We start from the raw sequence: 23,598 nt of genomic DNA, 5'->3' as shown, positions 1-23,598 counted from the left end.
TCGACCTCCGCACTATTTGCGGGGGCCGACGTAGTCATCCACAAACGCGTCCAGCAGCAGCACATCCAGACGGTCCATCTGCTGCGTTTTCTCATCCCCGGTCTGCAGGGGAGGCTCGTAATCGGCGGCAGCAGTAATGCGAATCCGTTTGGCCTCGACTCCTTTCTGGATCAGGTAGAGCATAGCCTCTCGCCCTCGCTGGTAAGTCAGTACCAGTTTGTCATTGTAGTGGCCGTCCTGAGGCAAAGGTTTCACCGACGTATGAGCCCGTAGCTCGATTTTGTTCGGTTTGCCCGCCAGCTCCGGTATCATCTCGTCCAGCTTCGTTTTACCTTCCTCGTCAAGTTCTACCTGGGTCTGACCATAATACAGGGTCTTCCCGACGGGAACCGGCACACCTTCCCGGAAGCGGAAGATACGCACATCTTTGCCTTCGAGGGCCTTCGTCTTGATCCCCCCGCGTCCCCGCGCCTTACTGTCGGTAAACGCCCCCAGCATACTCATCTGTTCGATCATCGAGTTCATCGGGAAATATTTTCCCGGAGGTGAAATGGGGCCGGTACGATAACCCGTGTAAGACTGAATCGACTCCAGAATCGACCGGTATTTCTCATCATTCACGATTTCACTCAGTGAAACCAGCATGATGAAGAACGTCAGCAGCAGCGACATCATGTCACCGTAAGTCACCACCCATTCGGGGACTCCCGGTGGACCATCGTCTTCCATGACTGTCTGCTCCTGCTTAGTGAATGAAGAAATAAGGAGATTCGGCAGAATCTGCTGCTCCCGCGGAATTCCAGCGCCGCTTACCACCAGAATCGTCATGCGGCGCCGTGAAACTTGGCGGATTTTTCTCAAACTGGCCCTGTTCAGCGGGTTTACAGGGCCTCCCCCTCAGCTCCGGCGGGGTTCTGCAAATCCCCTCCCTCGAACAAAATGCCCCTTAGATCATTGACGAACACAATAAATATCTACAACATTAGGAGTTAAGTAAGCAGCAACCGATCAGAACATCAGCGCCAGAGAAATCCGGGAATTTCTGGAAAAAGAAAAGGAAGTGGTCAAGGAATGTCGAGCCCCCTCATTGTGCAGCAGTCGGAATTGGTCGCACTCTGTGATCAGATTCAGGATGCGGGCATCGTTGCATTCGATACGGAATTCGTTTCCGAATTCACTTATCGCCCTGAACTTTCCCTGCTGCAGTTTTCCTTCGAAGGACGCACGGTCGCCGTCGATCCCTACGAAGTGGATGATCTGACTCCCTGGTGGGATATCATGACCGACGATTCCACCACGGTGGTCGTGCACGGCGGACGCGAAGAGGTTCGTTTCTGCCGCCACTTCTCCGGCAAGAAACCACAAAAGCTGATCGACCTGCAAATCGCCGAAGGGCTCCGCTCGCGGAGCTTTCCCATCTCCTATACCGCACTGGTCGCCCGCGTGCTGGGAGAAAAAGCGGGCAGTAAAGAGACCCGCACGGACTGGCGCCGCAGACCACTCACTGACCAGCAGATCAAATACGCTCTCGACGACGTCAAGTACGTACTGCGCATCTGGAAGATCCAGGAAAAAGAATTAACGGACCTGGGCCGTCTGGAGTGGGCCCAGGCGGAATTTCAACGGATGATCGATGAAGTCGATTCCGAATTTCACCGCGAAAACTGGCGCCGCGTTTCCGGGTTGCACAAACTGAAGCCGCGCGAACTGGCCATCGTCCGCGAACTCTTTGACTGGCGCGATGAAGTTGGCCAGGACAAGAACCAGCCGGTCCGTCGGATTCTCCGCGACGACCTGTTAATCGAACTGGCCAAACGCAAACCCAAGACACCACAGGACCTGACCGCCACCCGCGATCTCAATCGCAAGAACATGTTCAAGCTTGCTCCCCAGGTCATTCAACGAATTGAGAAAGCCCTGCAGCTTCCCAATGACCAGCTTCCGCAATTGGAGGAAAATCCCAATACGCAGCAGAATCAGGATGAGCAGGTGATCGGTAAACTGCTGGGTATTGCCCTGGCGAACCGTTGTGCCGAGATGAATGTTTCCCAGACGCTGGTGGGAACGACATCCGATTTAAGGCACCTGGTCCGCTATCATGTGTATGGAGAGCAGAGCGACGACAGGCCTCGCCTGATGACAGGCTGGCGAGCGGAAGTCTGCGGTGATCTGCTCACTGACGTCCTGGACGGCAAGATCTCCATGCGTGTCGCCGATCCGGAATCGGATCATCCGCTGCATTTCGAAAGACTCAGCTAGGCACAATCAGCCCCAACCTGTACAATCGCCACGTTGTACCGGTGATATCCTCACTCTGCCGGTGGATCGTTTCATTCTACCAGGAACAGAGTCAGGAATGCCGATGATACTCCTTCGCATACTGCCCCTCATACTCATGCTGGCTTCGCCCCTCCTGGGAGCGGAACCCGCGCCGGAAGATGACTATCAGGCTGTCGCGGGAAAATGGGTCCGCAATGATCAGGCCGGCAATGGGTCTCCCCTGCAGGTGGAACAGGAAATCATCGGCAAGAAATCCATCGTGCGGGTATTTGACCTGAATGGCAAACTGATCCACGAGCACCAGGCGCAATTCCGCTTACAGCGGATGGAAGATGTCAACGTCTTCGTTTATTTTGATCTGGAAGTGACCGCCGGTCCGAACAAAGGAAAACGGCAGCCCCAGCCACGATCGTTCGCCTATCGCATCCGAAAGAATCAATTCATCCAGGTGGAAGGACTTCTCAGAGAAGATCCCTCGCCGGCCCGCATGCTGATCTGGCTCAAAAAGACGCCACCGCAACCGGACGTGTAAATTACACGTCCTTCCGCCGGTAAAGCACTGCTTAGAAGCCGACGGATTCGGAGACCGGGAAGGACTCCAGATCATCAAACTCACTCATTAATAATGCGTTCTGCCTCTTTGAGATGCTTCTCAAATTTTTCCTGGTCGGGACTTGGTTCGGTCCGCGCATTGTCCAGCATCCCGGGCAGATAATCGCGACCCGCCCAGAGCATCTGCTGGAGCTGAGGGCGATCAGAACCGGCACTCGTTTCGAGCTCTTTGATCAGGGGATCCATCTCTGATTTGACCTTGTTCTTGAAACTGGACCACTCGGCATCGCTGGCCTGCTTCTGTTGCAGTGCCAGAAATTCCTGGTGGATCGCTTTGAACTTGGCCAGTTCAGCATCTCCGCCGGGGGCAAACAGGTCTCCCAGTGGGACGAAGTACAGAATTGCAGCCAATACGATCGCTCCGCCTACACCTCCCAGAATTTTGGGATCCATCATGGGCCCCAGCGCCTCGAATGGATTGGAACGGGCGACTTTAATCTGCGGCTTGGCGGGACGGGACGGGGGAGGAGTCGCTGCCATCGGAGCAGGAGAGGCAGCAGGACTACTGGCCGGCGGTGGAACAGCGGCAGCGGGAGTTGCCGCTGTGGGCGTCGCATCAGCGCTCTCCGTTTCCGCGGGAGCTGCTGCTTCCTCTTTCTTTGGCTCGGGCTTTTTCAACTGCAGCGCTTCAATCTGCCAGGCTTCAAACCACTCCCCTTTTCTGCCCAGCTTGAGCAAATCGGTGGGTTCGACACGCTGCTGCTCCGCCCACATTTTGATTTTGTGTGCTTCGATTGGACCGTAACCCATGCCTCCCAGTTTGCAGTACCATTTCTGACGGGACCGCATCTTCAGGATCGGTGGCTTGGGTGGCTCTGCTGCTTTCTTCTCTTCTTCTTTTGCTTGCTTTTTCTTGCTTTTCTTTTTCCTGGATGATTCAGAAACATCCGCTTCTGCCTCTTCGGTCTCCGTTTCGCCGGAAGTCGGTACGATCTGGTCTGCGTCCATATCTTCCGCATCAATAACGTCCAGGTCACTTCCCGATGAACTCAAGAAGACCACCGTTCGCGCGGGAACCCACTCCGGTTCTGCAGATGACTTCACCTCATCGTTCGGTGCCAGTTCGCCATCGAACAGCATCTGCATCAGATCATCGGCTGACATCGGCCCGAGTTCATGATTCAGTACCCGGCAGTACCACTGCACTTTCTGATGCTTGCTCCGCACGGCTTCCAAAGTGGCAAAGCGGGGGAGCTGAGATTCGAGCTCAGAAGAAAGTTTATCTTCCTCTTCGACGATTGAGAAACCTTCCATTGAGGGCAGATTCGTATTCTCCTCCATCCCAAACGAAGAGTCCACGATCGAAAAATCGTCCAGAGAGAGTTCGGTCTCCTCTGACTCGCTTGAGTCAAACAACCCTCCAATGTCTGCTGCGGAGAACCAGTTCCCGCCCTCACCGACTCTGACCTCCATTTGTGGCGTCAGCTTTCCTTCATGAGCCATGGAAAACAGCTCTTCGAAAGAGATGGGACCAGATGTTGTTTCTTCTGACTGCCTGTAATACCAGCTGTCCTGTGCCATTTTTTATCTAACAATCTGTGACAGATCTAAAGTGAATTTGTGCCTGAGTCTCTGGAACTGCGCGCACAAGGCCCGTGCTCTAGTTGCCTATTTTAATGCGCAGGGTAGGGCGCAAATCTACGATTTTCGCCTTGTTTTTTCGAAAAACCGACAAAAACAAAGGGGGGCGCGCAGTTCCACCACCTGGAAGTGAGGCGTTTCGGCCACCCGCTGCCGGAATCGTTACGATTGGCCCCTCCCGCGGTCAGCGGACGCTCAGACATGCCAGGTGTCAGACGCAACTGCTTCAGGCAGCAGCAGTTTTCTGCTTTCGCAGCAACAACCCCATAAAGAAGACAAACAGGGCACTAAAGCAGCAGAAGCCCGCAAACCAGTCGCCGTATTTCGTATACAGGCTGGTCCGGTTATCCAGGGGAACCGTATCGATGACAACCGCATTCATCGATTTGTTCCACCGCCCGGTCTTCGGATTCACAAACGATTTTCGACCCTGATTATCACCATCAATGAAGACATCAGGCTCAACAATCATGCCGTCACCATCGATGACAGCCGAGATCCCTGTATTCACGGCACGCACCATCGGTGTCCGGTTCTCTACGCAGCGGAACGAAGCGGTAATCAGGTGCTGATCCAGCTCACTGGAGCCATGGAACCAGCCGTCATTGGTCAGGTTGACCAGGCAGTCGATCGGGGCCGAGGGTGACTCTACCGTCGCTGACTGATTCATGACCGAGCGAACCAGTTGGGGAACGGTATCTTCGAAACAGATCACCGGAGCGAAGTTCCAGTCCCGGTATTCAAAGTTTGCCGCATGCTTCCCGGGTTCAATTCCGAAAGAGGCCCCTAAAGGAGTGAGGACCTGCAGGAAAGGCAGGGTGTCGCGTAAGGGTGTATACTCACCGAACGGGACCCGGTGAATCTTGTCATAGCGGGAAGTAATCCCGACATCAGGTCGCACAAAGGCTGCGGAATTATACTGCTCCACACGCTTGTCACCGGCAGAGACCGTGTCGAGTCCAATCACCAGTGCAGCGTTCGCTTCCTGGCTCATATTCGTCAAAGTTTTTGAACTGAAGTTTCGCTCCATCTCTTCAGCGGAATTTCCGGCGCGATCGCCTGCAACTGTTCGTTGGTTTTTCCGTTGCGATCCACCAGCGGCCAGCGGAACATCGTCTCCGGCCAGACCACCAGATCGGGCTGATGACGCACTGCGGCTCCCATTAACACCAGATGTTTCAGGTAGATCGACCGCCATTGATTCTGATCGTGTTTGAGGGAACTCGGAAAATTACCCTGAATCAGCGCGATACGGGGACCATCTTTAAACTCAGCCTGCCCGCGTCGCACATAGCCATATCCCAGTACCGACAGAAACAGGGCCAGACAGACCGCGGTCTGAATCAGCTGCTTGCGACCAATCTGATCCAGGTTCTGTTCTTCGGGTGTCAGATTGGTCGGAAAGAGTTGTAGCCGCTTCATCAGTGACATCGGCAGCAGATCGGTAAAACAGGCGGCCAGCATCACCACCACAAAGCTCACACCGTAGGCTCCCGTAATATCGCTGATCTGAATCAGCTCGGTCCACCGGTATTGCGTGTGACCAATGTAATACCAGGAGAACCCGGTCAACAGGTAAGCCCGCATGTATTCCAGACCAACCCACATCACGGGTGCGGCCAGTGGCAACGGAATACGGAACCGATGCACGGAAATGCGGCTCAGAAAAACGAAGGTCGGAAAGTACAATGCGAAGTAACACGCGAGTGCGATCCAGGCGATATACATACTGGGATCACCGAGACGCATCCACTGCAGTGTAGGAATCGTAAACAGCAGGCCGCCGCAAAGGGTGGCGGTATACATCAATCTGGTTGCGCGGGGAATGCGAACCAGCAACAGTAGCGGAATCAGGCAGACCCAGCCCAGCGGTCCGAAGTCAACGGGAGTGAAGCTGGCCCACATCAGCACCGCCGTCAACCCCGACAACGTCCAGGCTCCCCAGGTGGGAGCAGGCGAAGTCCGCGCGGTATTGATGATCCGCTGAATATCCTGCCCCAGGGCATGATCGGGGGTGGATTCAGGTTGGGAGGATTGAGCATCAGACACGGACTGTGGTTCCATTTCGGGAAGATCAGAGGGATTTGGTTCGGTAGAGATTGTGGTCGAGGTCATGAGTTCCATCCTTGGTTTTCGATCTCGCAGAGAAACGCTGACTGAGCGATTTCCTGAACGTGAAACATCCTGTCCCACGGAAACCGGTCATTCTTCTTACGTCGCTTCAACGCTTCTCAATGGGGCCAATCCAGTCAGCGGACCCCATTTTTATGTCTGATTCTGGTGTTTTTTACTGAAATCAGGCTTTCAGGAGTAGATCAATCAGGGGAGAAACTCACTCTACTACCATAAAAATGTGTCAATTAAGAACCCGCTCTGATACAGCTGATTGCCCGTAGAGAACAGCGCGACTGCATTCGCGGCCACTGTTGCATGCAAATCCGCAGAACCCATTGATTTCAATGGAGTTACGAACGCCACCCCTTCTGACCACTCGACGCGAGCAGGTTGATAAGTGGGGCGATCCCCTCGCGACTGAAAGTCCGCCGTCAGCCGTGCTCTCAATTTCCGGGGCATCGGATGGGGATCACCGAGGAACTGTCGCAACGCGGAGCGTACAAAAAGTTCGAAGCAGACCATACTACTCACCGGGTTCCCGGGCAGACCGAAAATGTAGCAGGGCGAACCAGTCTCACGCTCCAGAAGCCCAAACCAGAGCGGCTTGCCCGGCTTCAGATTCACCTTGTGAAATACCTGTTTCACGCCGGCTGCATCCAACTCCGAGGGGACCAGGTCCAGTTCCCCGGCAGAAACACCGCCGGAGAGCAGCAAAAAGTCGCTCTTGAGACCTTCCCGGATTTTCTCGCGTAGCTGGTCGCGTTCGTCGCGGGCGATTCCCAGCGGTACAGGTCGGGCATCGGCCTGCAGGATCTGGGAATGCAGCATGACTTCATTCGAATTACGAATCTGTCCCGCCTGGGGACGCTCTTCCGGCGGCACAAGTTCATCACCGGTCGCCAGAATCGCCACGGAGGGCCGCATCCGAACCGGAATCTGGGGACTGCCGGTTTCGGCCAGCGCGCCGATCTCCTGGGCGCGAAGATACGCACCCGCTTTGACCACGGTCGCCCCTTCTTCCAGCACCGAAGACCGGTAAAGCATATTCTTACCCGGTTCGACGGGCGTCGTTTTAATCCGCACCGTCTGCTCGGATTCGTTGATCTCACAATGCTCGATCTGAATCACAGCGTCCGCACCTTCCGGCAGTGGAGCGCCGGTCATGATCTGTGACGTCTGTCCCGCCTCCAGGGACTGACTGGGCACCGAACCCGCGTAGATGACTTCCTGAATCTGCAGGGTCCCGGTTCCCTCAGGCACGTCGCAGCTGCGAACGGCAAAGCCATCCATCAGTGCCTTATCGAACGGGGGAATATTGACATCACTGACGGCATCTTCCGCCAGCACACCATGCGTGGCTTCAAACAATGAGCAACGTTGGGGAGTCGTGGGTCGGACTGTTTTGAGAATCTGATTGAATGCTTCCTGGACAGACAGCATTAGGAATGCCTCCCTCTCTGGTTCAAGCGCTGGTGAGTTCTTCCGCGGGCAACTGCAGGAAATTTTTCAGCAGCGTGATTCCTTCATGCGTCAGAAAACTTTCCGGATGGAACTGCACGCCATGGACCGCAAATTTCCAATGCCGGAGCCCCATGACTTCTTTCGGCTGTCCCTCCTCTTCGACCCAGGCACAAACTTCCAGATCCTCAGGGCAGGTTTCCTCGGGAACGATCAGGCTGTGATAGCGTGTCGCCTGAAACGGGGAAGGCAGGTTCTGAAACACGCCTTTGCCGTCATGATATACCTCAGAGACTTTGCCGTGCATCAGTCGCTGAGCACGAACCACTTTCGCACCAAAGACTTCTGCGATGCACTGATGTCCCAGGCAGACCCCCAGAATCGGAACTTTCCCCGCGAAATGCGCGATGATCTCTTTCGAAAGACCTGCTTCACCCGGAGTACAGGGACCGGGAGAGATGATGATTTTCTCGGGGGCTAACCGCTCGATCTCCTCAATCGAAGTCTGATCGTTCCGGGCCACTTCAATCTGAAGTGTCGGATCAATTTCCCCAAACCGTTGAACAAGGTTATAGGTAAAGGAATCATAGTTATCGAGAACGAAAATCACGTGTCACCCTGCAGCAGATCAAGTTAAGTAATGTGTATTGGGAATAACAAATCATAGACAACGGACGGCGGAAAAGCGACTGGCCCGGAGGATTTCCTGCTTCCAGCAACCGATCCCGAGCCGCCGATTCCGACTGACCGTCACACGTACATCCATCGGCAAATCAACCAGTGGCGCCTGTCATCTCTGACTGATAAGACAACGTATTAACTGGTTTGTTCTTAAGAATATTGGTGTTGACCAGAAATGGCAATAATTGTTATGAATCCCTGCCTTTCCGGAAGGATCCGGATCACAAATGCTTAAATGTACACATTTCGCTCGCATTAAACCGGCGGAAACCTGTAATTACAGGGGTTAAGGTTGGACTCCAGGCCGATATCAAACTGGTTGAAACGCTTCACCATCTCACGGCGGCAGCTGTTCTGGATGGTTGTCTTTCTACCTATATTCTGCGTGATCTACTATCTGGCGTTCTGGCTGCGCTATGAAGGCTCTCTCAACGTCGATGGCGTACTGGGAGAAAACGGCTTTCGCATGTTTCGCGCAACAGTCCTCTGGGCCGTTGGTCTGAAAACGCTCACCTTCTGGGGGAGCGGCGTTTATAAAATCCGCAGTCGCTACATCACTACCCGCGATGTAGTCAACCTGGCCAAAGCAGTCACCATCAGCTCAATCGGACTGGCACTGGTCGATTACCTCTTCTTTCCCAAAGTCATGCTGCCCCGTTCCGTCTTTCTGATTGACTGGGGCTCCACGATCCTGGTGGTCTGTGGCATCTGTGCCGGGATTCGCATGGTTCGCGACAGTGGCCGCAAATTTCGCCAGCAGGGGAATTGCAAACCTACATTCATTATCGGTGCCAATGAAGCCGGCGCCGCGCTCCTGCGGATGATCGAACGCGATAAAAATTCCTGCCTGCGAGTCGTCGGTTTCCTGGACGACTATTCCAGTCGGATCGGTACTCGCATCAACGGAGTCCCGGTGCTCGGTTCGCTCGCCCAGATGTGCGTCCTCGCAGAAGACTACGGCGTCTCGGAAGTCCTGCTACCGGCCGATGAGATTCCGGGCAAGACGGTCCGCCAGTTAATGGAAGCCGGCAACTCGGCCGACATTTCGGTTCAGGTACTTCCCAGTTATCAGCAGTTGCTCTCGGGTAAAGTGGAGATGAAACCACGGCCCGTCTGTATTGAAGACCTGCTGGGGCGTGAGCCCGTACAGCTCGATATGCAGAACATTCGCGACTGGATGGATGACCGCGTACTCATGGTCACCGGCAGTGCCGGCAGCATCGGTTCGGAAATCTGTCGTCAGCTCCTGCAGTTCTCTCCCCGCAGACTGATCCTGGTCGACCGGTCCGAGAACAGCCAGTTCTACCTCGAACGGGAACTGATCAAACTGGGATACGCGGGTCGCTTCGACGTCGTGATCGCCGACATCAACGATTCTAAACGCATTCGCGCCGTCATGCGGGAATACCAGCCCGACATTCTGTTCCACGCCGCTGCCTACAAACACGTCCCTCTGATGGAGGGCAACCCGGGCGAAGCGGTCAAGAACATCGCGCTGGCTACCAAACACCTCGCCGACCTGGCAGAAGAATTCAACGTCGGCTCGTTCGTGATGATTTCCTCGGACAAAGCCGTCAACCCGACCAACGTCATGGGCGCCAACAAGCGGATTGCCGAGTTGTATGTGCAGTCGCTCGCCGCTCATTCCCGCTGTCACTTTGTGACGGTTCGCTTCGGCAACGTTCTGGGTTCCGCCGGCAGTGTGGTGCCGATCTTCACACAGCAGATCCAGAACGGCGGCCCGGTGACGGTTACCGACGAACGGATGCAGCGTTACTTCATGACGATTCCCGAAGCCTCGCAGCTGGTGATTCAGGCTGGTGCGATGGGGCGGGGCGGGGAAATTTTCGTTCTCGACATGGGTGAACCCGTGCGGATCGTTGATCTCGCAACCGACCTGGTTCAACTCTCCGGCCTTAAGGTGGGTGAAGATATCGAAATCCAGTTCACCGGTCTGCGGCCCGGCGAGAAGCTCTATGAAGAACTGCACGTTGACGGCGAAAAACATCTGCCAACCCGGCATCCCAAAATCATGGTCGCCGAAAAAGTCTCGGTCAGCGAACAGTTCATCCATGACTCGTTCGCGCGACTGGAAGCGATCACCGAACAACCTTCTCCGGTGATCCTCGCAGAAATTCAGCGGATCCTCCCCGAATTTCAGTCCAGCATTTCTCAACCTGCTGAGACACCTCTCCGCCGCGCTGCTTAAAGTCGGACTGTGATCCACTGCAGCTGCGATCAGCCGCCGATTCCCTGCAGTACCTTTTCATCCCTGCCTGAATCTGTTACTTAATAGTAATACAGAGAGTCGTTTTATGGGCCCGTTTCTTACACCATGAAAACGCAGGTAGATTATGAACAAGGCGCTACGGTTTCTGATCTCGTCTTCACTGTTGCTGCTCTTCGTGCCACTTCTCAGCGGCTGTAATGACAGTTCCGCTCCTGGAACTGGTTCCGACCCCGCGCAGACAGAGGGCAACACTGCCCCTCCGGGTCGACTGTTTGGTGCTTCTTTTCAGACATTGAACAATCCCTTCTTCGTCGATCTGGGCAATGGACTGCAGAAAGAACTCGCTGCGCACGGCGATGAGCTGATCATCCTCGACGCGCAGTTCAATTCACTGAAACAGAAAAACGATCTCTCCGATCTGATTCTCAAAGACGTCGCCGGCATCTTTGTCAATCCGGTCAACTGGGAAGGCCTCAAGGGATCACTGCTGGAAGCGCAGCGTAAAAACGTGCCCATCATCATCGTCGATGCCCCGGTTAAGGAATCGGATGAAGAACTGATTGTCTGCACCGTCGCTTCCGATAATGTCCGCGCGGGACAACTCGCTGCCGAGGCCCTGGCCAAAGTGAACCCCAAAGCGAAACTGGTCGTATTGCACCTCTCGGTCAATAAAGCCTGCATCGACCGGGTCGCCGGTTTTAAAGAGACGCTGCAGAAATATCCCGAGATGGAGATCCTCGACGTCCAGGAAGCCAAAGGAACGACCGAAGGAGCCCGCCCCGTGATGCGTGACCTCATCGGCCGCTATCCCGATCTGAACGCGGTCTTCGCCATCAATGATCCGAATGCCCTGGGTGTGATATCGGCTCTCGACTCAGCTAACAAGCTGGACGACGTGACCATCGTCACCGTCGATGGTTCGCAGGCGGGGATCAAAGCGATCCAGGCCGGAAAGCTGCATTCGACTTCGGCTCAGTTCCCCAAAGAGATCGGCAAGATCGCAGCGGAGAAAATGCTCGCCCATCTCAATGGAGAACCGGTTGAGAAAGACGTGAAAGTCCGCGTCGAACTGATCACAGCTGAGAATGCGGAGCAGCACCTGGAGGCAGACTGATAGATGGCTGCCACCTTAACGTCTCTACTTCGACTGGAAGGCATCACCAAGCGCTTCGGGAACGTCACCGCCCTGGATCAGGTCAACCTGGAGATTCAGGCAGGAGAAATCCATACGCTGCTGGGCGAGAACGGTGCCGGTAAAAGTACGCTGATCAAAATTCTCGGAGGCATCTACCAACCCGATGCAGGCACTCTCTGGTCGGAAGACGAACCGATTACACTGCCCAATGTCTCTGCCGCCGACCGTTATCAGATTCGGCTGATTCACCAGGAACTCTCGCTCGCCCCCAATCTCACCGTGGCAGAAAATATCTTCCTCGGCCGCGAACCCAGCGCCTTGGGCTGGCTACGAAAACGGGAAATGAACCGTCGGGCACAAACTTTGATTCAGCAGCTCGGACTCACCGAACTCCGCGACGTCACCGCTACCGTCTCGACACTCAGCACCGCGCATCAGCAACTGGTGGAGATCGCGCGGGCACTGTCTCAGGAAGCACGCGTACTGGTACTCGACGAACCGACGTCGTCCCTCTCCGAACTGGAAGTCGAAGCACTGTTCCAGACACTCCGTCACCTGCGCGAACAGGGGGTTGGCATCGTCTATATTTCACATCGCATGGAAGAGATCATGCGACTTTCTGATCGGATCACCGTCCTGCGTGATGGGAAGACGGTCGGCACCGCTCCCGCCAGTGAGGTCAATCCCCAGACGCTGATCCGCTGGATGGTCGGTCGAGATATTAAGGATCATTTTCCGCGGCCCCCTCATCGTCCCGGCGCGGTCGCATTGCGCGTGAGTGATTTGAGTAACGCGAATGTGAAAGACGTTTCATTTGAAGTCCGTTACGGCGAGGTTCTGGGACTGGCAGGACTGGTGGGAGCCGGACGCACCGAACTCGCCCGGGCCCTGTTCGGCATCGACCGGATCGATAAAGGCACGATTCAGATCGACGAGAAACCGGTCCGGATCCGCAGTCCCCGCGATGCTCTAAGACAGGGGCTGGTGCTGGTTCCTGAAGATCGCAAACAGCAGGGATTGATCGTCGAGCAGAGTGTGGCTTTCAATATCACGCTCCCCTGGCTGAAAGAATGGATTTGCGGCTGCGACTTTAATTACAAAACACGAGACAAAATAGTCGAACGGACCGTTTCGCGGTTCGGCGTCAGACTCTCCGATGCCGAACAACCGGTCCGCGATCTTTCGGGAGGCAATCAGCAGAAAGTGCTCGTCGGACGCTGGATGGAACATCCACCAAAAATTCTGATTCTCGACGAACCGACGCGCGGCATCGATGTTGGCGCGCGGGAAGACCTGTATCGAATTATCGGAGAACTGGTCAGCCAGGGGATGGCATTGATCCTGATCTCTTCGGACCTGGATGAAGTCATGAATATCTCACACCAGATCGGGACGTTCCGCGCAGGCCGCCTGACGGGCGTCTCACCGGCAGAGTCGGTCACCGCGGAAGAAGTGATGCATCAATTAACGGGAGGTAGCAGCGCGTGAAAGTCGTGAAACAAATGGTTCCCCTGCTGGCAGCCATCATTATCCTCCTGCTGCTGTTCCGCATCTGGGTCCCCAGCTTCCTGACGCCGGAAAATATGTTGAACCTGACTCAACAGATATCCGTCAACACGATCCTCGCTCTGGGAATGACGCTGGTCATTCTGGTAGGCGGCATCGATCTGTCAGTCGGCGCAATGGTGGCGCTCGTCGGTACGACCACCGTCTACTGTCTCACCGCACTCTCGGGAGACACACAAGATCCATTCATGTTACTGACAGCCATCTTCGCGGGACTGGGGGTCGCGTCTCTGTTTGGCATCTTTCACGGGATCGCGGCTGCGAAAACCGCCATGCCGCCATTTATCATCACACTGGCCTCCATGCTCATCGCCCGCGGGTGTGCGCTGCGTTTCAACAGCGGATTACCGATGCCCATCAAAGACGAACAGACCTGGTTCCTCGCGATTGGCAACGGGCGACTGTTCGATGTCGTGCCGTACCCCGTGGTGATCATGCTCTCGCTGTTTTTATTGATGGCCCTGCTGCTGCATCGGACCCGTTTCGGCCAGCATGTCTACGCGCTGGGCGGAAATCGCGAAGCGGCCCTCTACACAGGAATACCAACTGTACGGGTAGAAATCACTGTGTATCTACTCTGTTCCCTGATGGCGGGAGTCGCGGGCATGATTCATACTTCACAACTTTATTCGGCGGAACCCGGTTCAGGGGAAATGTTTGAGTTAACTGCAATTGCCGCAGTTGTGGTCGGAGGCACAAGTTTTACTGGCGGACGGGGTACCATGTTTGGTACAATACTGGGGGCTGTTATTATCGGGATACTCGATAAAGGTCTGAATCAGGCAGGAGTCCATTACTCTCTGCAATACATCGTGAAGGGCGCAGTGATATTGGTTGCCGTCTACCTGGATGTGAGACGAAACCGATAATCAGACAGCACTGTGCCGATTGCAACGATTACGCAAAGGAATGAGCCTGCAAAAAGTTTGTCATTTTTCTGACGGACACGAAGTCGTGAGCTAGACTTCCTGTGTACGTATGGGCTGTTTATGTCCACGTGCCGGTTGATCTTGTTAAGCCCCTCGTAAAGAGACCGACTCATGACTTCTGAAAAACCTCGCTATATCCGTCGTTATATCATCACCGTCATTTTCCTGGTTCTAGCTGCGCCCTTCCTGATTTACGGTGCGCATCAGAGCGTTGAAAGCATGAGTATCGCCCCCGAAAAATGGGCGCCGCCTTACATGCAGTCACGCAAGAACTATGACCGGTTCATGAAAGACTTCGAAAGCAACGATCTGATTCTGATCAGTTGGCCCGGCTGTACCGTCGATGATCCCCGACTGACCGAATTCGAAAAGCGAATCGAAGGCCCCGGCAAGACCGACTTCGGTGAAACCCACGAGGAGATCTTCGATCGAATTGTCACCGGTGCGGGAACCGTCGGCTCATTAACGTCTCCCCCGCTCAAGTTGCCCCGCGACGAAGCGCTGGAACGACTGCAGGGGGTTCTGGTCGGTAAAAACCTGAAAGACAGTTGTGCGGTAATCATTCTCACCTACCGTGGCAACGAATTACGAACACAAGCCATCGACCATGTATTGAAAGTCGCGCAAGATGTCTGCGGACTGCCGCGCGAAGAATTTTATCTCACCGGTCCTCCTGTGGACGGAGTCGCCATCGACCGCGCCAGTATTCACAGTGTGAATGTCTTCGGCGCATTGTCTGCTATCCTCGCGACCCTGTTGTGCTGGTTCTGTATCCGTTCCTGGATGCTCACCGGAACCATCCTGCTGGCAGGTCTGTTCGGGCAGGGACTGGTTCTCGCAATGGTCTACTACTCAGGCGCGTCGCTGGATGCCGTCCTGATTATTACTCCTTCACTGGTATTTGTCCTCACGATCTCTGCCGGCGTGCACCTGGTCAACTATTACTACGACGAACTCTGTACGGCTCAGGCGAAAACGAAAACAGAAGCGGAAGAAGCCGTCCGCCGCAGTTTTGCACAAGGCTGGTTGCCCTGTCTGCTGGCAGCGATCACCACTGCCATCGGCCTGGGATCCTTGATGGTCAGCCAGATCTCGCCCATTGCCTTGTTTGGCTTGATCGCCTCCATCGGTCTGTTGATCACACTGGGTGTCCTGTTACTGATTCTCCCCGGAGCCATGCAGCTCTGGCCACCGCAACGGATTCTGAAAGCCAACCAGGCAGAGCAACCCGCTCATATGCCACGGACGTTAACCCGTCTGTCCCGCTTCCTGAATGGTTTCACTCACTGGCTGCAGCGGTATTCGCTGCCCGTCTTCCTGACATCAGTAATGCTGATGGCCGTCTCCGCTTATGGTCTGATATATACCCGTTCCTCCGTCGATATTCCGTCCCTGTTCCCACCCGGTAGCCAGGTTCTGAAAGACTATCGCTTCAATGAAGATCGCATGGGACCGCTGATTCCCGTTGAAGTCGTCATTCAGTTTGATAAAGACTGCAAGAAAACCTTCCTGCAGCGTCTGCGAATTATTGATGACATCGAGAAGACGATTAAAAACATCGACGGTTATACCGGCACCATGTCGGCAGCGACCTTCGGACCCAATCCGGTCGAACACAACGGTTTCGAATCGATTTTTCGCAAGGTCGTCACCAATAAGAAACTCAAAGAAAACCGTGAAGCCATTCTGGAATCTGTTTACCTCTCGGATGTGGATGGTGAAGAATCATGGCGGATCAGTGCCCGCGTACCTGCTCTCGCACAGGTCGATTACGGGGCTGCACTCAATAAACTGAAATCCACGCTCCAGCCGGAACTGGAAAAATACCGCGAGCAGGACGTGCACCTTACCGCATACTACACGGGGATCATGCCGCTGATTCATACCGTTCAGCAGCTGATTATGCAGGACCTGACCTGGAGCTTCATGACCGCCTTCGGCCTGGTCGCGCTGGTGATTGTCATCGTCCAGAGAAATCTGTGGACGGGTCTGCTCAGCATGTTACCGAACGTCTTCCCCATCGTGGTCGTCTTCGGCATCATGGGCTGGATGGATATTCCGCTCGACATCGGTTCGATTATGACCGCCAGTGTCGCACTGGGGATCGCCATCGACGACACACTGCACTTCCTCTCCTGGTTCCGCCGGGAGAAACAGCTGGATCGCAGCTGTGAAGAAGCGGTCCACGCTGCCTTGAAACACTGTGGACGAGCCATGATTCACACCACCATGATCTGTGGTCTGGGTCTGCTGGTCTTCGGCTTCAGCAGCTTCATTCCAACGCAACGCTTCGCCTGGATGATGCTGACTCTGCTGACCACAGCGTTGATCGGCGACCTGTTATTCCTGCCGGCCATGCTGATGCAGCCCTTTGCTCGGCATCTGCAGTTTACGAAAGCCGGACTGCCCGAGACGATTGGACTCACGCACTCCAAGCTTTCTACAGAATAAGCTCAGCTGACACGCGTCAGTGTGCGTTCAAGTTCGCATGCTGACCCATCTGCTGCAGCATCTGACGTCGTGCACTGATCCGGTTCACCAGTTCGACGCGCTGGCGTTCGTGGCGTTTCTCAACCCGCTGTTGTGCCTGATAGAAATAACGGACTGCCGACTGCAGATTCCGTCCGGAGCGCTGATAGTCTGCCCGCAGGGCTGCTGCCTGCTCAGCTCCCAGTCCGCTGGTCAGGATCTCATCTTCGAGTGAAAGGTAGACCCGCGCACTGCCGGGATCGCCCTGACGAGCGGCACGACCGGTCAACTGACGATCGATGCGCGATGATTCGTGCAGCTCCGCACAGATCACATGCAGCCCCCCCTGTGCAACGACATCGTCGCTGAGCAGAATATCGGTTCCCCGGCCCGCCATATTCGTAGCAACCGTAATCTTACCTGACTGTCCTGCCCGTTCGATGATGGTCGCTTCGTTCTCATGATTTAATGCATGCAGAACTTCATGATCCAGACCGGCTGCTTCCAGGCGTTCGGAGAGCTGTTTTGAAAGATTGACCGACCGCGTACCAATCAACACCGGTCGTCCCTGTGCGTGCAGCACTGCGGTCTCTTCGACAATCGCGGTCCATTTTTCCTCTGCCGTCAGAAAGACCCGCTCGGGGAGTTGTTCGCGGCGGCCGGGTCGATTGGTGGGAATCGTGATCACGGGAGTGCCGAACACTTTTTTGAACTCACTCCGTGCAGAAGCAGCCGTCCCCGTCATGCCTGCCATGCGGGTATAGCGGGCAAACAGTTCCTGGACCGTGGTCTGGGCACCGACTCTGGTGGGTGAGGTAATCTCAACCCCCTCCCTGGCTTCAATCGCCTGGTGAATGCCGTTCTGCCACATCCGACCTTCCGAAATCCGCCCGGTGAATTCATCGACGATCGCGACTTTTCCTTCCCGCACAACATAGTCTCTGCCGTTCTGGAAGTAGCTCTGAACTTTGAGGGCCCGTTCGGATGAAAGATAAGCCGTTCCCGGATCGAGCGATTGAGGTGCTTCCGGCTGGAGCAGCAGTTCTCGAATCACCCGTCGTCCAGCTTCAGTGAGTTCCATACCCTTTTGCGGACCATGGTCGAGATAATGTTCGCTTTCGGCAAGCCGGGCAACCGCGGTTGCACTCCACTGGCAGACCTCTGACAGCGAGGCCTCCAGCGCATCAGCCTGTCCGATGATCAGCGGCGTTCGGGCTTCATCAATCAGGATGCTGTCCGCTTCGTCAATCAGCACCATGTAGGGAGACCGAGGATTGAGCAGCCCCTGATCTTCGCCTGTCTGTTCCTGTCCAAACAATTGCTGACGTCGTGGGCTCGTGGATGTTTTGAGTTCTGGTGAATTGAGCAGGTCCCGCAGGTAATCAAAGCCGAACTCCCGCGCGGTACCGTAGGTGATATCGCATTCATAGGCAGCGCGACGTTCGCTCATGGAAGAAGTTGCCGTAACCGTTCCGACGGTCATCCCCAGTGAGTGATAGATCGGGCTCAGCCAGCGGGCATCGCGTTCAGCCAGATAGTCGTTCGCCGTTGCGATGTGCATTCCCAGTTCGGGCAGGGCGTTCAGACACAGAGTCAATGCCGCGGTCAGCGTCTTGCCCTCACCGGTCTGCATTTCCGCAATCGCGCCTTCGTGCATGGCGATCGCGCCGAGGTACTGCACCGGGTAGGGAGTCATCCCCAGATGCCGCTGCATCTGCTCGCTGATGATCGCAAACGCTTCCGGCAGCAGGTCCGTCAGTGACTCACCACTCTGCACACGATAACGCAGTGCGTTCCACTCGTCGAACAAATCCGCTTCTGAGCGGCTCGCGTATTCAGCCTGGAGCGTCTGAATCTGTTCCACCAGGGCCCACCAGCGCGCGGGTACTTCGGCCCCCCGCTGGGGAGCATGCCGCGAAACCGATCTGTGAGCGAGCTGATGATATTCACCACGTTGAATCCCGAATCCCTGTCCAGAGTAATAAACGATGGAACCGCTACATTCTAACCGACCAGCAGGGCCGATTCGATCCTTTTTACCGGCCTCGTCTCTTCGTACGAGTAAGCGAGGTCGATTGTTGACTTTGGGCAACGTTTCCTGGAAACGTCTGTCGCTTTCAATCAACATCACAGGCCTCAAATGCCTGTTTTCAGCTGATTTAGGACGCGAGGAAGAAGAAACGCGAATCGCATGCCAGCGGTAGGCAGGGGGGGAGCGGAAAAGCAACACGGCTCGAACGTCGGTCCGCGGTGCGCGCAGGGGGAGCCGAAAGGGATCAATCAGAGTGCATCACTCAGAGCAGTTTTTTCTGCCGGGGACTGGATTTGCCCTTCGACTTGCTCCGCGGCGCAGGGGTGTCGGAGTCGCGCTCTGCGAGCCGTTTTCCGTTCTTGGTGGAAGGCGCACTGGTCAACGGATTTTCCTGACCATCCAGGGGCTGACCGACCTCAATGTCCGCCAGTCGCTGCTGTGCGCGGGCACCGTATTCCGCAGAGAGCTCAAAGCCGAGATACTGGCGATTCAGTTTTTTAGCAACCGCCAGTGTGGTGCCGCTCCCCGTAAAGGGATCGAGTACGACCTCTTCCGGATTAGAACAGGCCCGGATAATTCGGCCCAGCAGCTGCTCGGGCATCTGGCACCCGTGCCAGCCCTGGCGTTCTTTAAACGTCCCGTTGATGCGGGGGAAGTACCATGTATCTTCATCCGCCTGGAAGCTCTCGGGAATGTCCTGGGGACGCAGGATCCAGGTATCGTCGGGGAGGCGTCCCTTGGGATTCGCACGTTTGTCGCCGTAGACCAGCTGTCGGGCAGAGGGAACGCGAATTGCCGGATCGTCGGCGTTGAACGTGAACTGCTTCGGATCTTTGACCATATGAAACAGGTGGGCGTGCGAACGGCTGAACTTGTTCTTGCAGTTCACGCCGAAGGTGTAATACCAGATCACCCAGCTGCGACAGGTCAGCCCCAGCGTCCGCTGCATCATGACTTTTAACTCTGCCGCGTATTCATCACCGATGGCCAGCCAGAAGGTTCCATCCGGTTTAAGCAGCCGCACCACTTCCTTGAGCCAGTTCTCACACCAGTCGAGATACTGTTCGCTCTCCAGGCGGTCTTCGTACTCATCGTATTCATAACCGATATTGAACGGCGGATCGGCAAAGGCCAGGTCAACGCATGCGTCGGGCAGTGCCTGCATCCCGGCGATGCAATCCTGAATCTGTATCTGATTGAAACTGGTCATAAGCGTGGCTGTGTCGGCTGCGGGAAGAGTGTTATTTATTTCTGCGAATGCGTTTATAGCGCACATTACAGCCGATGGCAATCGTTTCGGTCGTTTCCGGCTGCTTTCCCTGCAAAGCCGCCTCGATTGCCTGTTGAACGTAATTCTGTTTGACCTTGCTGGCGTCGGTCGAATCATCCATGGCACCCATGTAGACCACCTTGCGGTCTTTGTTGAGCACAAAAAACTCGGGGGTACGCGTAGCACCGAAAGCCTGACCAATCTGCTGTGACTTGTCGAACAGGTAAGGGAACACGAAGCCCTGCTTCTGAGCCCGTTCTTTCATCTTCTCCGGGCTGTCAGCGGGAATCAGATTAACGTTCACGGCGATGACTCCCACCCTGGAATCTTTCCCCTGATACTTCTCTGCCAGCTGATTGAGACGCGTTTCATAATCGACGGCGTAAGGGCAGCTGTTACAGGTAAACGCAATGACGAGCACATCCTTATCTTTGAAGGAATCGCTGGCATACGATTTCCCATCGGTCGCCGGGAGCTTCTCCCAGGTCGGTGCCTGATCGCCTACATCCAGAACCGGGTTATACTTTCCCGCCTGAACGGGTACCGTCAGGCAGACCAGGCTGCAGACAGCCAGAGCGAGCAGTGTTCTGATTCGATATGAAGTCGGCATGATAATCAGACCTTCTTTTTAAACTGATGATTCGAGACAGCGCGTTTACCAGGGAACGTCATACTTGATGCGCTGGGCGAGTTCTTTTAACTGCTCCGCATGATCTTTATGAACCGAAATCCCTTCCTGCAGTGCGCATTGTGTCTGTTCCCATTCAAGTTCACCCGGCAGACGCACCGGATCCTCTGCCCGCACGGGCGTCAGTTGATGCAGGGCCTCTGTCGCGGATGCCAGTTCGGCATGGAAGCGATCTTCTTCCACGAACTGTTTCAGATCGATCACATAGAAGAAATGTTCGGAACCCTCAATCTCCGGTGCTTTGGTCTTGTTGATCGACATCTTGCCTCCCGTCAGCGCGCCGGTCAGGATGGAACTGATCAAAGCCAGTCCGTAACCGCGGGGCCCCGAGGCGGGAAGCAGTGTTTTCACAGCAGCAGCGTCAGTGGTTTCATTCCCTTCACTGTCCAGACCGTAACCAGCGGGGACGGGTAGGCCGTACATGGCCTGCGTTTCCAGTTTGCCCCAGGAGGTCTTGGCACACGCCATATCCAGAACGAAAGGAGCGCCTTGCGGGTTGGGAACACCCCAGGCGATTGCATTATTGGCCGTGCCTGCCTGCGTACTTCCATGAGCGGCGACAGTCGCCCGCCCCGTGTTCGTCGTGCAGTACGCAATCATGCCGGCCTTCACCGCCATCATCACATAGACGGCGGCGGCTCCGAAGTGGTGACTGTTATAGACCGTCACGGTTCCCGTCCCGACCTCACCCGCTTTTTTAATCGCCAGTTCCATGGCGCGAGTTGCAGCGACGTGTCCCATCGCTTTGCTGCCATCCATCACGGCAATCGCGGGGCTCTCTTTGACGGTCAGGATCTGTGCGCGGGGATCGATGTCGCCCATGTCCATCGCGTCCAGGTAACGTTCTGCAGTGCGGCTCCCATGCGAGTGGATGCCACGCAGGTCCGCTTCGACCAGGCGGTCGGCGGCAATCTCCGCCTCCACCTGAAACATGCCCATCCGCACAAACAGCTTGACCAGTAATTCCTTTAAAGGTTCCAGCGGAAGCAGAACTTCCTGGGATCGATCCTGAGCCGGGGCAAAATGATCCGAAGGCATAATTGTGACTCTCAATTCGGGGCGTGGGTTAGCCACATCTGATTACTGTTCCGAGCAGGCATCAGATGAAACATCTACCAGATTAACGCCAAACCGGGCCGGATACGACTCTCTCAGGCCTTCCCGCGAAAATCTTTTCTCGATTCTAACTGATTCAGCAAGTCGTTCAGCCTGAACAGCTTAAACTAATTACCAGCAGACGGAGCCGAAAGATCGACGCGGATAATTTCCTTATCATTCCGGGCAAACACGCTTTTCAGTGCGAAAGCCGGATGCGACCAGATTGTCATCCGCCGCTGGACGCGACGGGTCGGTTCAATCAGCTTCGCCCGGCTCAACTCTTCGTACCCTTTCGGCGACAGATTCGCGATGATCAGATCGCCCTGTTCGTTGTGCAGAAAATAACGATCTTCGTGTGGAATGATGAAGGCATTCCACCAGCGCCCCTTACCGGTCGCAGCTAATGTTTCCCATAACCGCTGGCCGTTGCTCGCATCCAGACCGCGGAGCTCTCCGTAGCTGCCTACGCCGTAGATGTTCTTCCCGTCGAAGACCGGCGTCATCATGATCGGATGCAGGCCGTCGGTGTTGATCTCGCTGTCGCTCTTCCCGGCCCAGACGATTTTCGCTGAGCTGCCATCGCCGGAGACTTCGATCATCCGCGGCCCGTTATAAAAGCTGGCAACGAACAACCGGTTACCCACTTTGCGGGGCGTCGCGATCGTCAGACCGTACTTCACACCGTAGGGAACCTGCCAGATCACCTTGCCGGTTTCCGGCTCGAGGGCCGAGACCGCCGTCGGATGCCAGACGATCAATTCCCGCTTTTCTCCGAACTCAAAGATGACCGGCGGTGCATAACCGACGGCCGGATCATTGAGCGATCGCCAGAGTTCTTTACCTGTCTTTTTATCAAAGCTGACCACCAGCGCATTCTGTTGGCCACCCACCAGCGTAATCAGCTGATCACCGTCCACCAGCGGAGAGGCGACCATACCCCAGTTTGGAAGCTTCGTGCCGTAGTCTTCGACGAAGTTTTTGCTCCAGAGCACTTTCCCCGTTTTGGCATCGAAGCAGAAGAAGTGCCCCTGGGCACCCAGGGTATAAACGCGACCGTCATTGATGACGGGAGTGGAACGGGGACCGGCGGGGTAGCTGACTGTGTATTCTGCCGGGTATTCGTAGCCCCAGATCAGTTTTCCCGTCACTGCATCCAGGCAGTGCACGCGTTCGAAGCCAACCCGTTGTTTATAAATCCGATCGGTCACGAAGACACACCAGCGGGAATCGACTTCCGCGACCGCGGGCCCGGAGTAGCCTTCACCGATGGGAGTCGACCAGACCCGGGGCAGTTGGCCTTTGGTTGGCAATTCTTTGACAATGCCTTTTTCGCGCCAGACCAGGTCGTGCTGCGGTCCACCCCATTGGGGCCAGTCATCACTGAAACCGGTTTGAGGCAGCAGAATCGTCCAGAGTAACATCAGCGTGAGCGACAGTTTCGGATACATCAGAGC

At 55.4% G+C, this 23,598-nt stretch carries 18 protein-coding genes; 7 read left to right on the top strand and 11 right to left on the bottom strand.

The genetic code is table 11. The annotated features are described in order from the left end of the window. Positions 1-12: 12 nt before the first annotated feature. Entirely contained in the window at positions 13-729 is a 717-nt protein-coding gene (locus tag F1728_RS31260; protein WP_194242833.1) for an OmpA/MotB family protein, read from the bottom strand. Positions 730-1,071: 342 nt separating this feature from the next. On the opposite strand from F1728_RS31260, the gene F1728_RS14800 reads away from it, so the two are divergent. Next, positions 1,072-2,259 carry a ribonuclease D gene (locus F1728_RS14800; RefSeq protein WP_145443283.1) on the top strand — a complete coding sequence of 396 codons (1,188 nt, stop codon included), beginning with the start codon at positions 1,072-1,074 and terminating at the stop codon, positions 2,257-2,259. A 103-nt stretch (positions 2,260-2,362) separates the two neighbouring features. Further along, positions 2,363-2,812, top strand: coding sequence for a hypothetical protein (locus tag F1728_RS14795; RefSeq protein ID WP_155364763.1), 450 nt, complete (start codon positions 2,363-2,365; stop codon positions 2,810-2,812). Positions 2,813-2,892: 80 nt separating this feature from the next. Here F1728_RS14795 and F1728_RS14790 read toward each other — a convergent pair whose 3' ends face one another. The 5 genes from F1728_RS14790 to F1728_RS14775 all read right to left on the bottom strand — a co-directional run bounded on the left by F1728_RS14790 (position 2,893) and on the right by F1728_RS14775 (position 8,656). Continuing rightward, a complete protein-coding gene (locus tag F1728_RS14790; RefSeq protein ID WP_194242832.1) occupies positions 2,893-4,413 on the bottom strand; it encodes a DUF4339 domain-containing protein in 1,521 nt (506 codons plus the stop codon). A 286-nt stretch (positions 4,414-4,699) separates the two neighbouring features. Beyond that, a complete protein-coding gene (gene lnt, locus F1728_RS14785; protein ID WP_194242831.1) occupies positions 4,700-5,467 on the bottom strand; it encodes an apolipoprotein N-acyltransferase in 768 nt (255 codons plus the stop codon). A 5-nt stretch (positions 5,468-5,472) separates the two neighbouring features. Then, a complete protein-coding gene (locus F1728_RS31255; protein WP_194242830.1) occupies positions 5,473-6,588 on the bottom strand; it encodes an apolipoprotein N-acyltransferase in 1,116 nt (371 codons plus the stop codon). Between the two features lie 225 nt (positions 6,589-6,813). After that, on the bottom strand, positions 6,814-8,028 hold the full coding sequence (locus tag F1728_RS14780; RefSeq protein ID WP_155364760.1) for a molybdopterin molybdotransferase MoeA: 1,215 nt from the start codon (positions 8,026-8,028) through the stop codon (positions 6,814-6,816). A gap of 22 nt (positions 8,029-8,050) precedes the next feature. Next, entirely contained in the window at positions 8,051-8,656 is a 606-nt protein-coding gene (locus tag F1728_RS14775; RefSeq protein ID WP_155364759.1) for an anthranilate synthase component II, read from the bottom strand. A gap of 363 nt (positions 8,657-9,019) precedes the next feature. Between F1728_RS14775 and F1728_RS14770 the strand changes: the two genes are divergently transcribed. From F1728_RS14770 to F1728_RS14750, 5 genes are all read left to right on the top strand, one after another. Next, positions 9,020-10,936: a polysaccharide biosynthesis protein gene (locus tag F1728_RS14770; RefSeq protein ID WP_155364758.1), complete on the top strand. Its 1,917-nt coding sequence runs from the start codon at positions 9,020-9,022 to the stop codon at positions 10,934-10,936. A 145-nt stretch (positions 10,937-11,081) separates the two neighbouring features. Next, positions 11,082-12,071: a sugar ABC transporter substrate-binding protein gene (locus F1728_RS14765; RefSeq protein WP_155364757.1), complete on the top strand. Its 990-nt coding sequence runs from the start codon at positions 11,082-11,084 to the stop codon at positions 12,069-12,071. A 3-nt stretch (positions 12,072-12,074) separates the two neighbouring features. Then, positions 12,075-13,580 carry a sugar ABC transporter ATP-binding protein gene (locus F1728_RS14760; RefSeq protein WP_155364756.1) on the top strand — a complete coding sequence of 502 codons (1,506 nt, stop codon included), beginning with the start codon at positions 12,075-12,077 and terminating at the stop codon, positions 13,578-13,580. Next, positions 13,577-14,527, top strand: coding sequence for an ABC transporter permease (locus tag F1728_RS14755; protein WP_228030762.1), 951 nt, complete (start codon positions 13,577-13,579; stop codon positions 14,525-14,527). The genes F1728_RS14760 and F1728_RS14755 overlap by 4 nt, the downstream gene beginning before the upstream one ends. Before the next feature lie 171 nt (positions 14,528-14,698). Next, positions 14,699-17,038, top strand: coding sequence for an efflux RND transporter permease subunit (locus F1728_RS14750; RefSeq protein WP_155364755.1), 2,340 nt, complete (start codon positions 14,699-14,701; stop codon positions 17,036-17,038). Between the two features lie 16 nt (positions 17,039-17,054). Here F1728_RS14750 and F1728_RS14745 read toward each other — a convergent pair whose 3' ends face one another. The 5 genes from F1728_RS14745 to F1728_RS14725 all read right to left on the bottom strand — a co-directional run bounded on the left by F1728_RS14745 (position 17,055) and on the right by F1728_RS14725 (position 23,592). Continuing rightward, positions 17,055-19,184: a preprotein translocase subunit SecA gene (locus tag F1728_RS14745; protein WP_155364754.1), complete on the bottom strand. Its 2,130-nt coding sequence runs from the start codon at positions 19,182-19,184 to the stop codon at positions 17,055-17,057. A 166-nt stretch (positions 19,185-19,350) separates the two neighbouring features. Continuing rightward, positions 19,351-20,298 (bottom strand): DNA-methyltransferase, encoded by a 948-nt coding sequence (locus F1728_RS14740; protein WP_155364753.1) that lies wholly within the window; start codon positions 20,296-20,298, stop codon positions 19,351-19,353. 31 nt (positions 20,299-20,329) lie between these two features. Beyond that, on the bottom strand, positions 20,330-20,968 hold the full coding sequence (locus tag F1728_RS14735; RefSeq protein ID WP_155364752.1) for a thioredoxin family protein: 639 nt from the start codon (positions 20,966-20,968) through the stop codon (positions 20,330-20,332). Between the two features lie 45 nt (positions 20,969-21,013). Continuing rightward, the gene (locus tag F1728_RS14730) at positions 21,014-22,084 is read right to left on the bottom strand and encodes an Ldh family oxidoreductase (RefSeq protein ID WP_155364751.1); all 1,071 of its coding nucleotides are present in this window, start codon (positions 22,082-22,084) and stop codon (positions 21,014-21,016) included. Positions 22,085-22,269: 185 nt separating this feature from the next. Beyond that, positions 22,270-23,592: a PQQ-binding-like beta-propeller repeat protein gene (locus F1728_RS14725; RefSeq protein WP_155364750.1), complete on the bottom strand. Its 1,323-nt coding sequence runs from the start codon at positions 23,590-23,592 to the stop codon at positions 22,270-22,272. Between the last annotated feature and the right edge of the window lie 6 nt (positions 23,593-23,598).

Source organism: Gimesia benthica (assembly GCF_009720525.1).
In the GTDB taxonomy this organism is placed as follows: Bacteria; Planctomycetota; Planctomycetia; order Planctomycetales; family Planctomycetaceae; genus Gimesia; species Gimesia benthica.
Note: the sequence above shows the minus strand (reverse complement) of the source record. Positions and strands in the feature narration are given on the sequence as shown.

Bases quoted from the DNA above. Each gene is read 5' to 3' on its own strand.
- lnt (WP_194242831.1), bottom strand. From the start codon at position 5,467: ATGAGCCAGGAAGCGAACGCTGCACTGGTGATTGGACTCGACACGGTC.
- F1728_RS14760 (WP_155364756.1), top strand. From the start codon at position 12,075: ATGGCTGCCACCTTAACGTCTCTACTTCGACTGGAAGGCATCACCAAG.
- F1728_RS14795 (WP_155364763.1), top strand. From the start codon at position 2,363: ATGATACTCCTTCGCATACTGCCCCTCATACTCATGCTGGCTTCGCCC.
- F1728_RS14725 (WP_155364750.1), bottom strand. From the start codon at position 23,592: ATGTATCCGAAACTGTCGCTCACGCTGATGTTACTCTGGACGATTCTG.
- F1728_RS14750 (WP_155364755.1), top strand. From the start codon at position 14,699: ATGACTTCTGAAAAACCTCGCTATATCCGTCGTTATATCATCACCGTC.
- F1728_RS14740 (WP_155364753.1), bottom strand. From the start codon at position 20,298: ATGACCAGTTTCAATCAGATACAGATTCAGGATTGCATCGCCGGGATG.
- F1728_RS14800 (WP_145443283.1), top strand. From the start codon at position 1,072: ATGTCGAGCCCCCTCATTGTGCAGCAGTCGGAATTGGTCGCACTCTGT.
- F1728_RS14745 (WP_155364754.1), bottom strand. From the start codon at position 19,184: ATGTTGATTGAAAGCGACAGACGTTTCCAGGAAACGTTGCCCAAAGTC.
- F1728_RS14780 (WP_155364760.1), bottom strand. From the start codon at position 8,028: ATGCTGTCTGTCCAGGAAGCATTCAATCAGATTCTCAAAACAGTCCGA.
- F1728_RS14735 (WP_155364752.1), bottom strand. From the start codon at position 20,968: ATGCCGACTTCATATCGAATCAGAACACTGCTCGCTCTGGCTGTCTGC.
- F1728_RS31255 (WP_194242830.1), bottom strand. From the start codon at position 6,588: ATGACCTCGACCACAATCTCTACCGAACCAAATCCCTCTGATCTTCCC.
- F1728_RS14730 (WP_155364751.1), bottom strand. From the start codon at position 22,084: ATGCCTTCGGATCATTTTGCCCCGGCTCAGGATCGATCCCAGGAAGTT.
- F1728_RS14765 (WP_155364757.1), top strand. From the start codon at position 11,082: ATGAACAAGGCGCTACGGTTTCTGATCTCGTCTTCACTGTTGCTGCTC.
- F1728_RS31260 (WP_194242833.1), bottom strand. From the start codon at position 729: ATGGAAGACGATGGTCCACCGGGAGTCCCCGAATGGGTGGTGACTTAC.
- F1728_RS14790 (WP_194242832.1), bottom strand. From the start codon at position 4,413: ATGGCACAGGACAGCTGGTATTACAGGCAGTCAGAAGAAACAACATCT.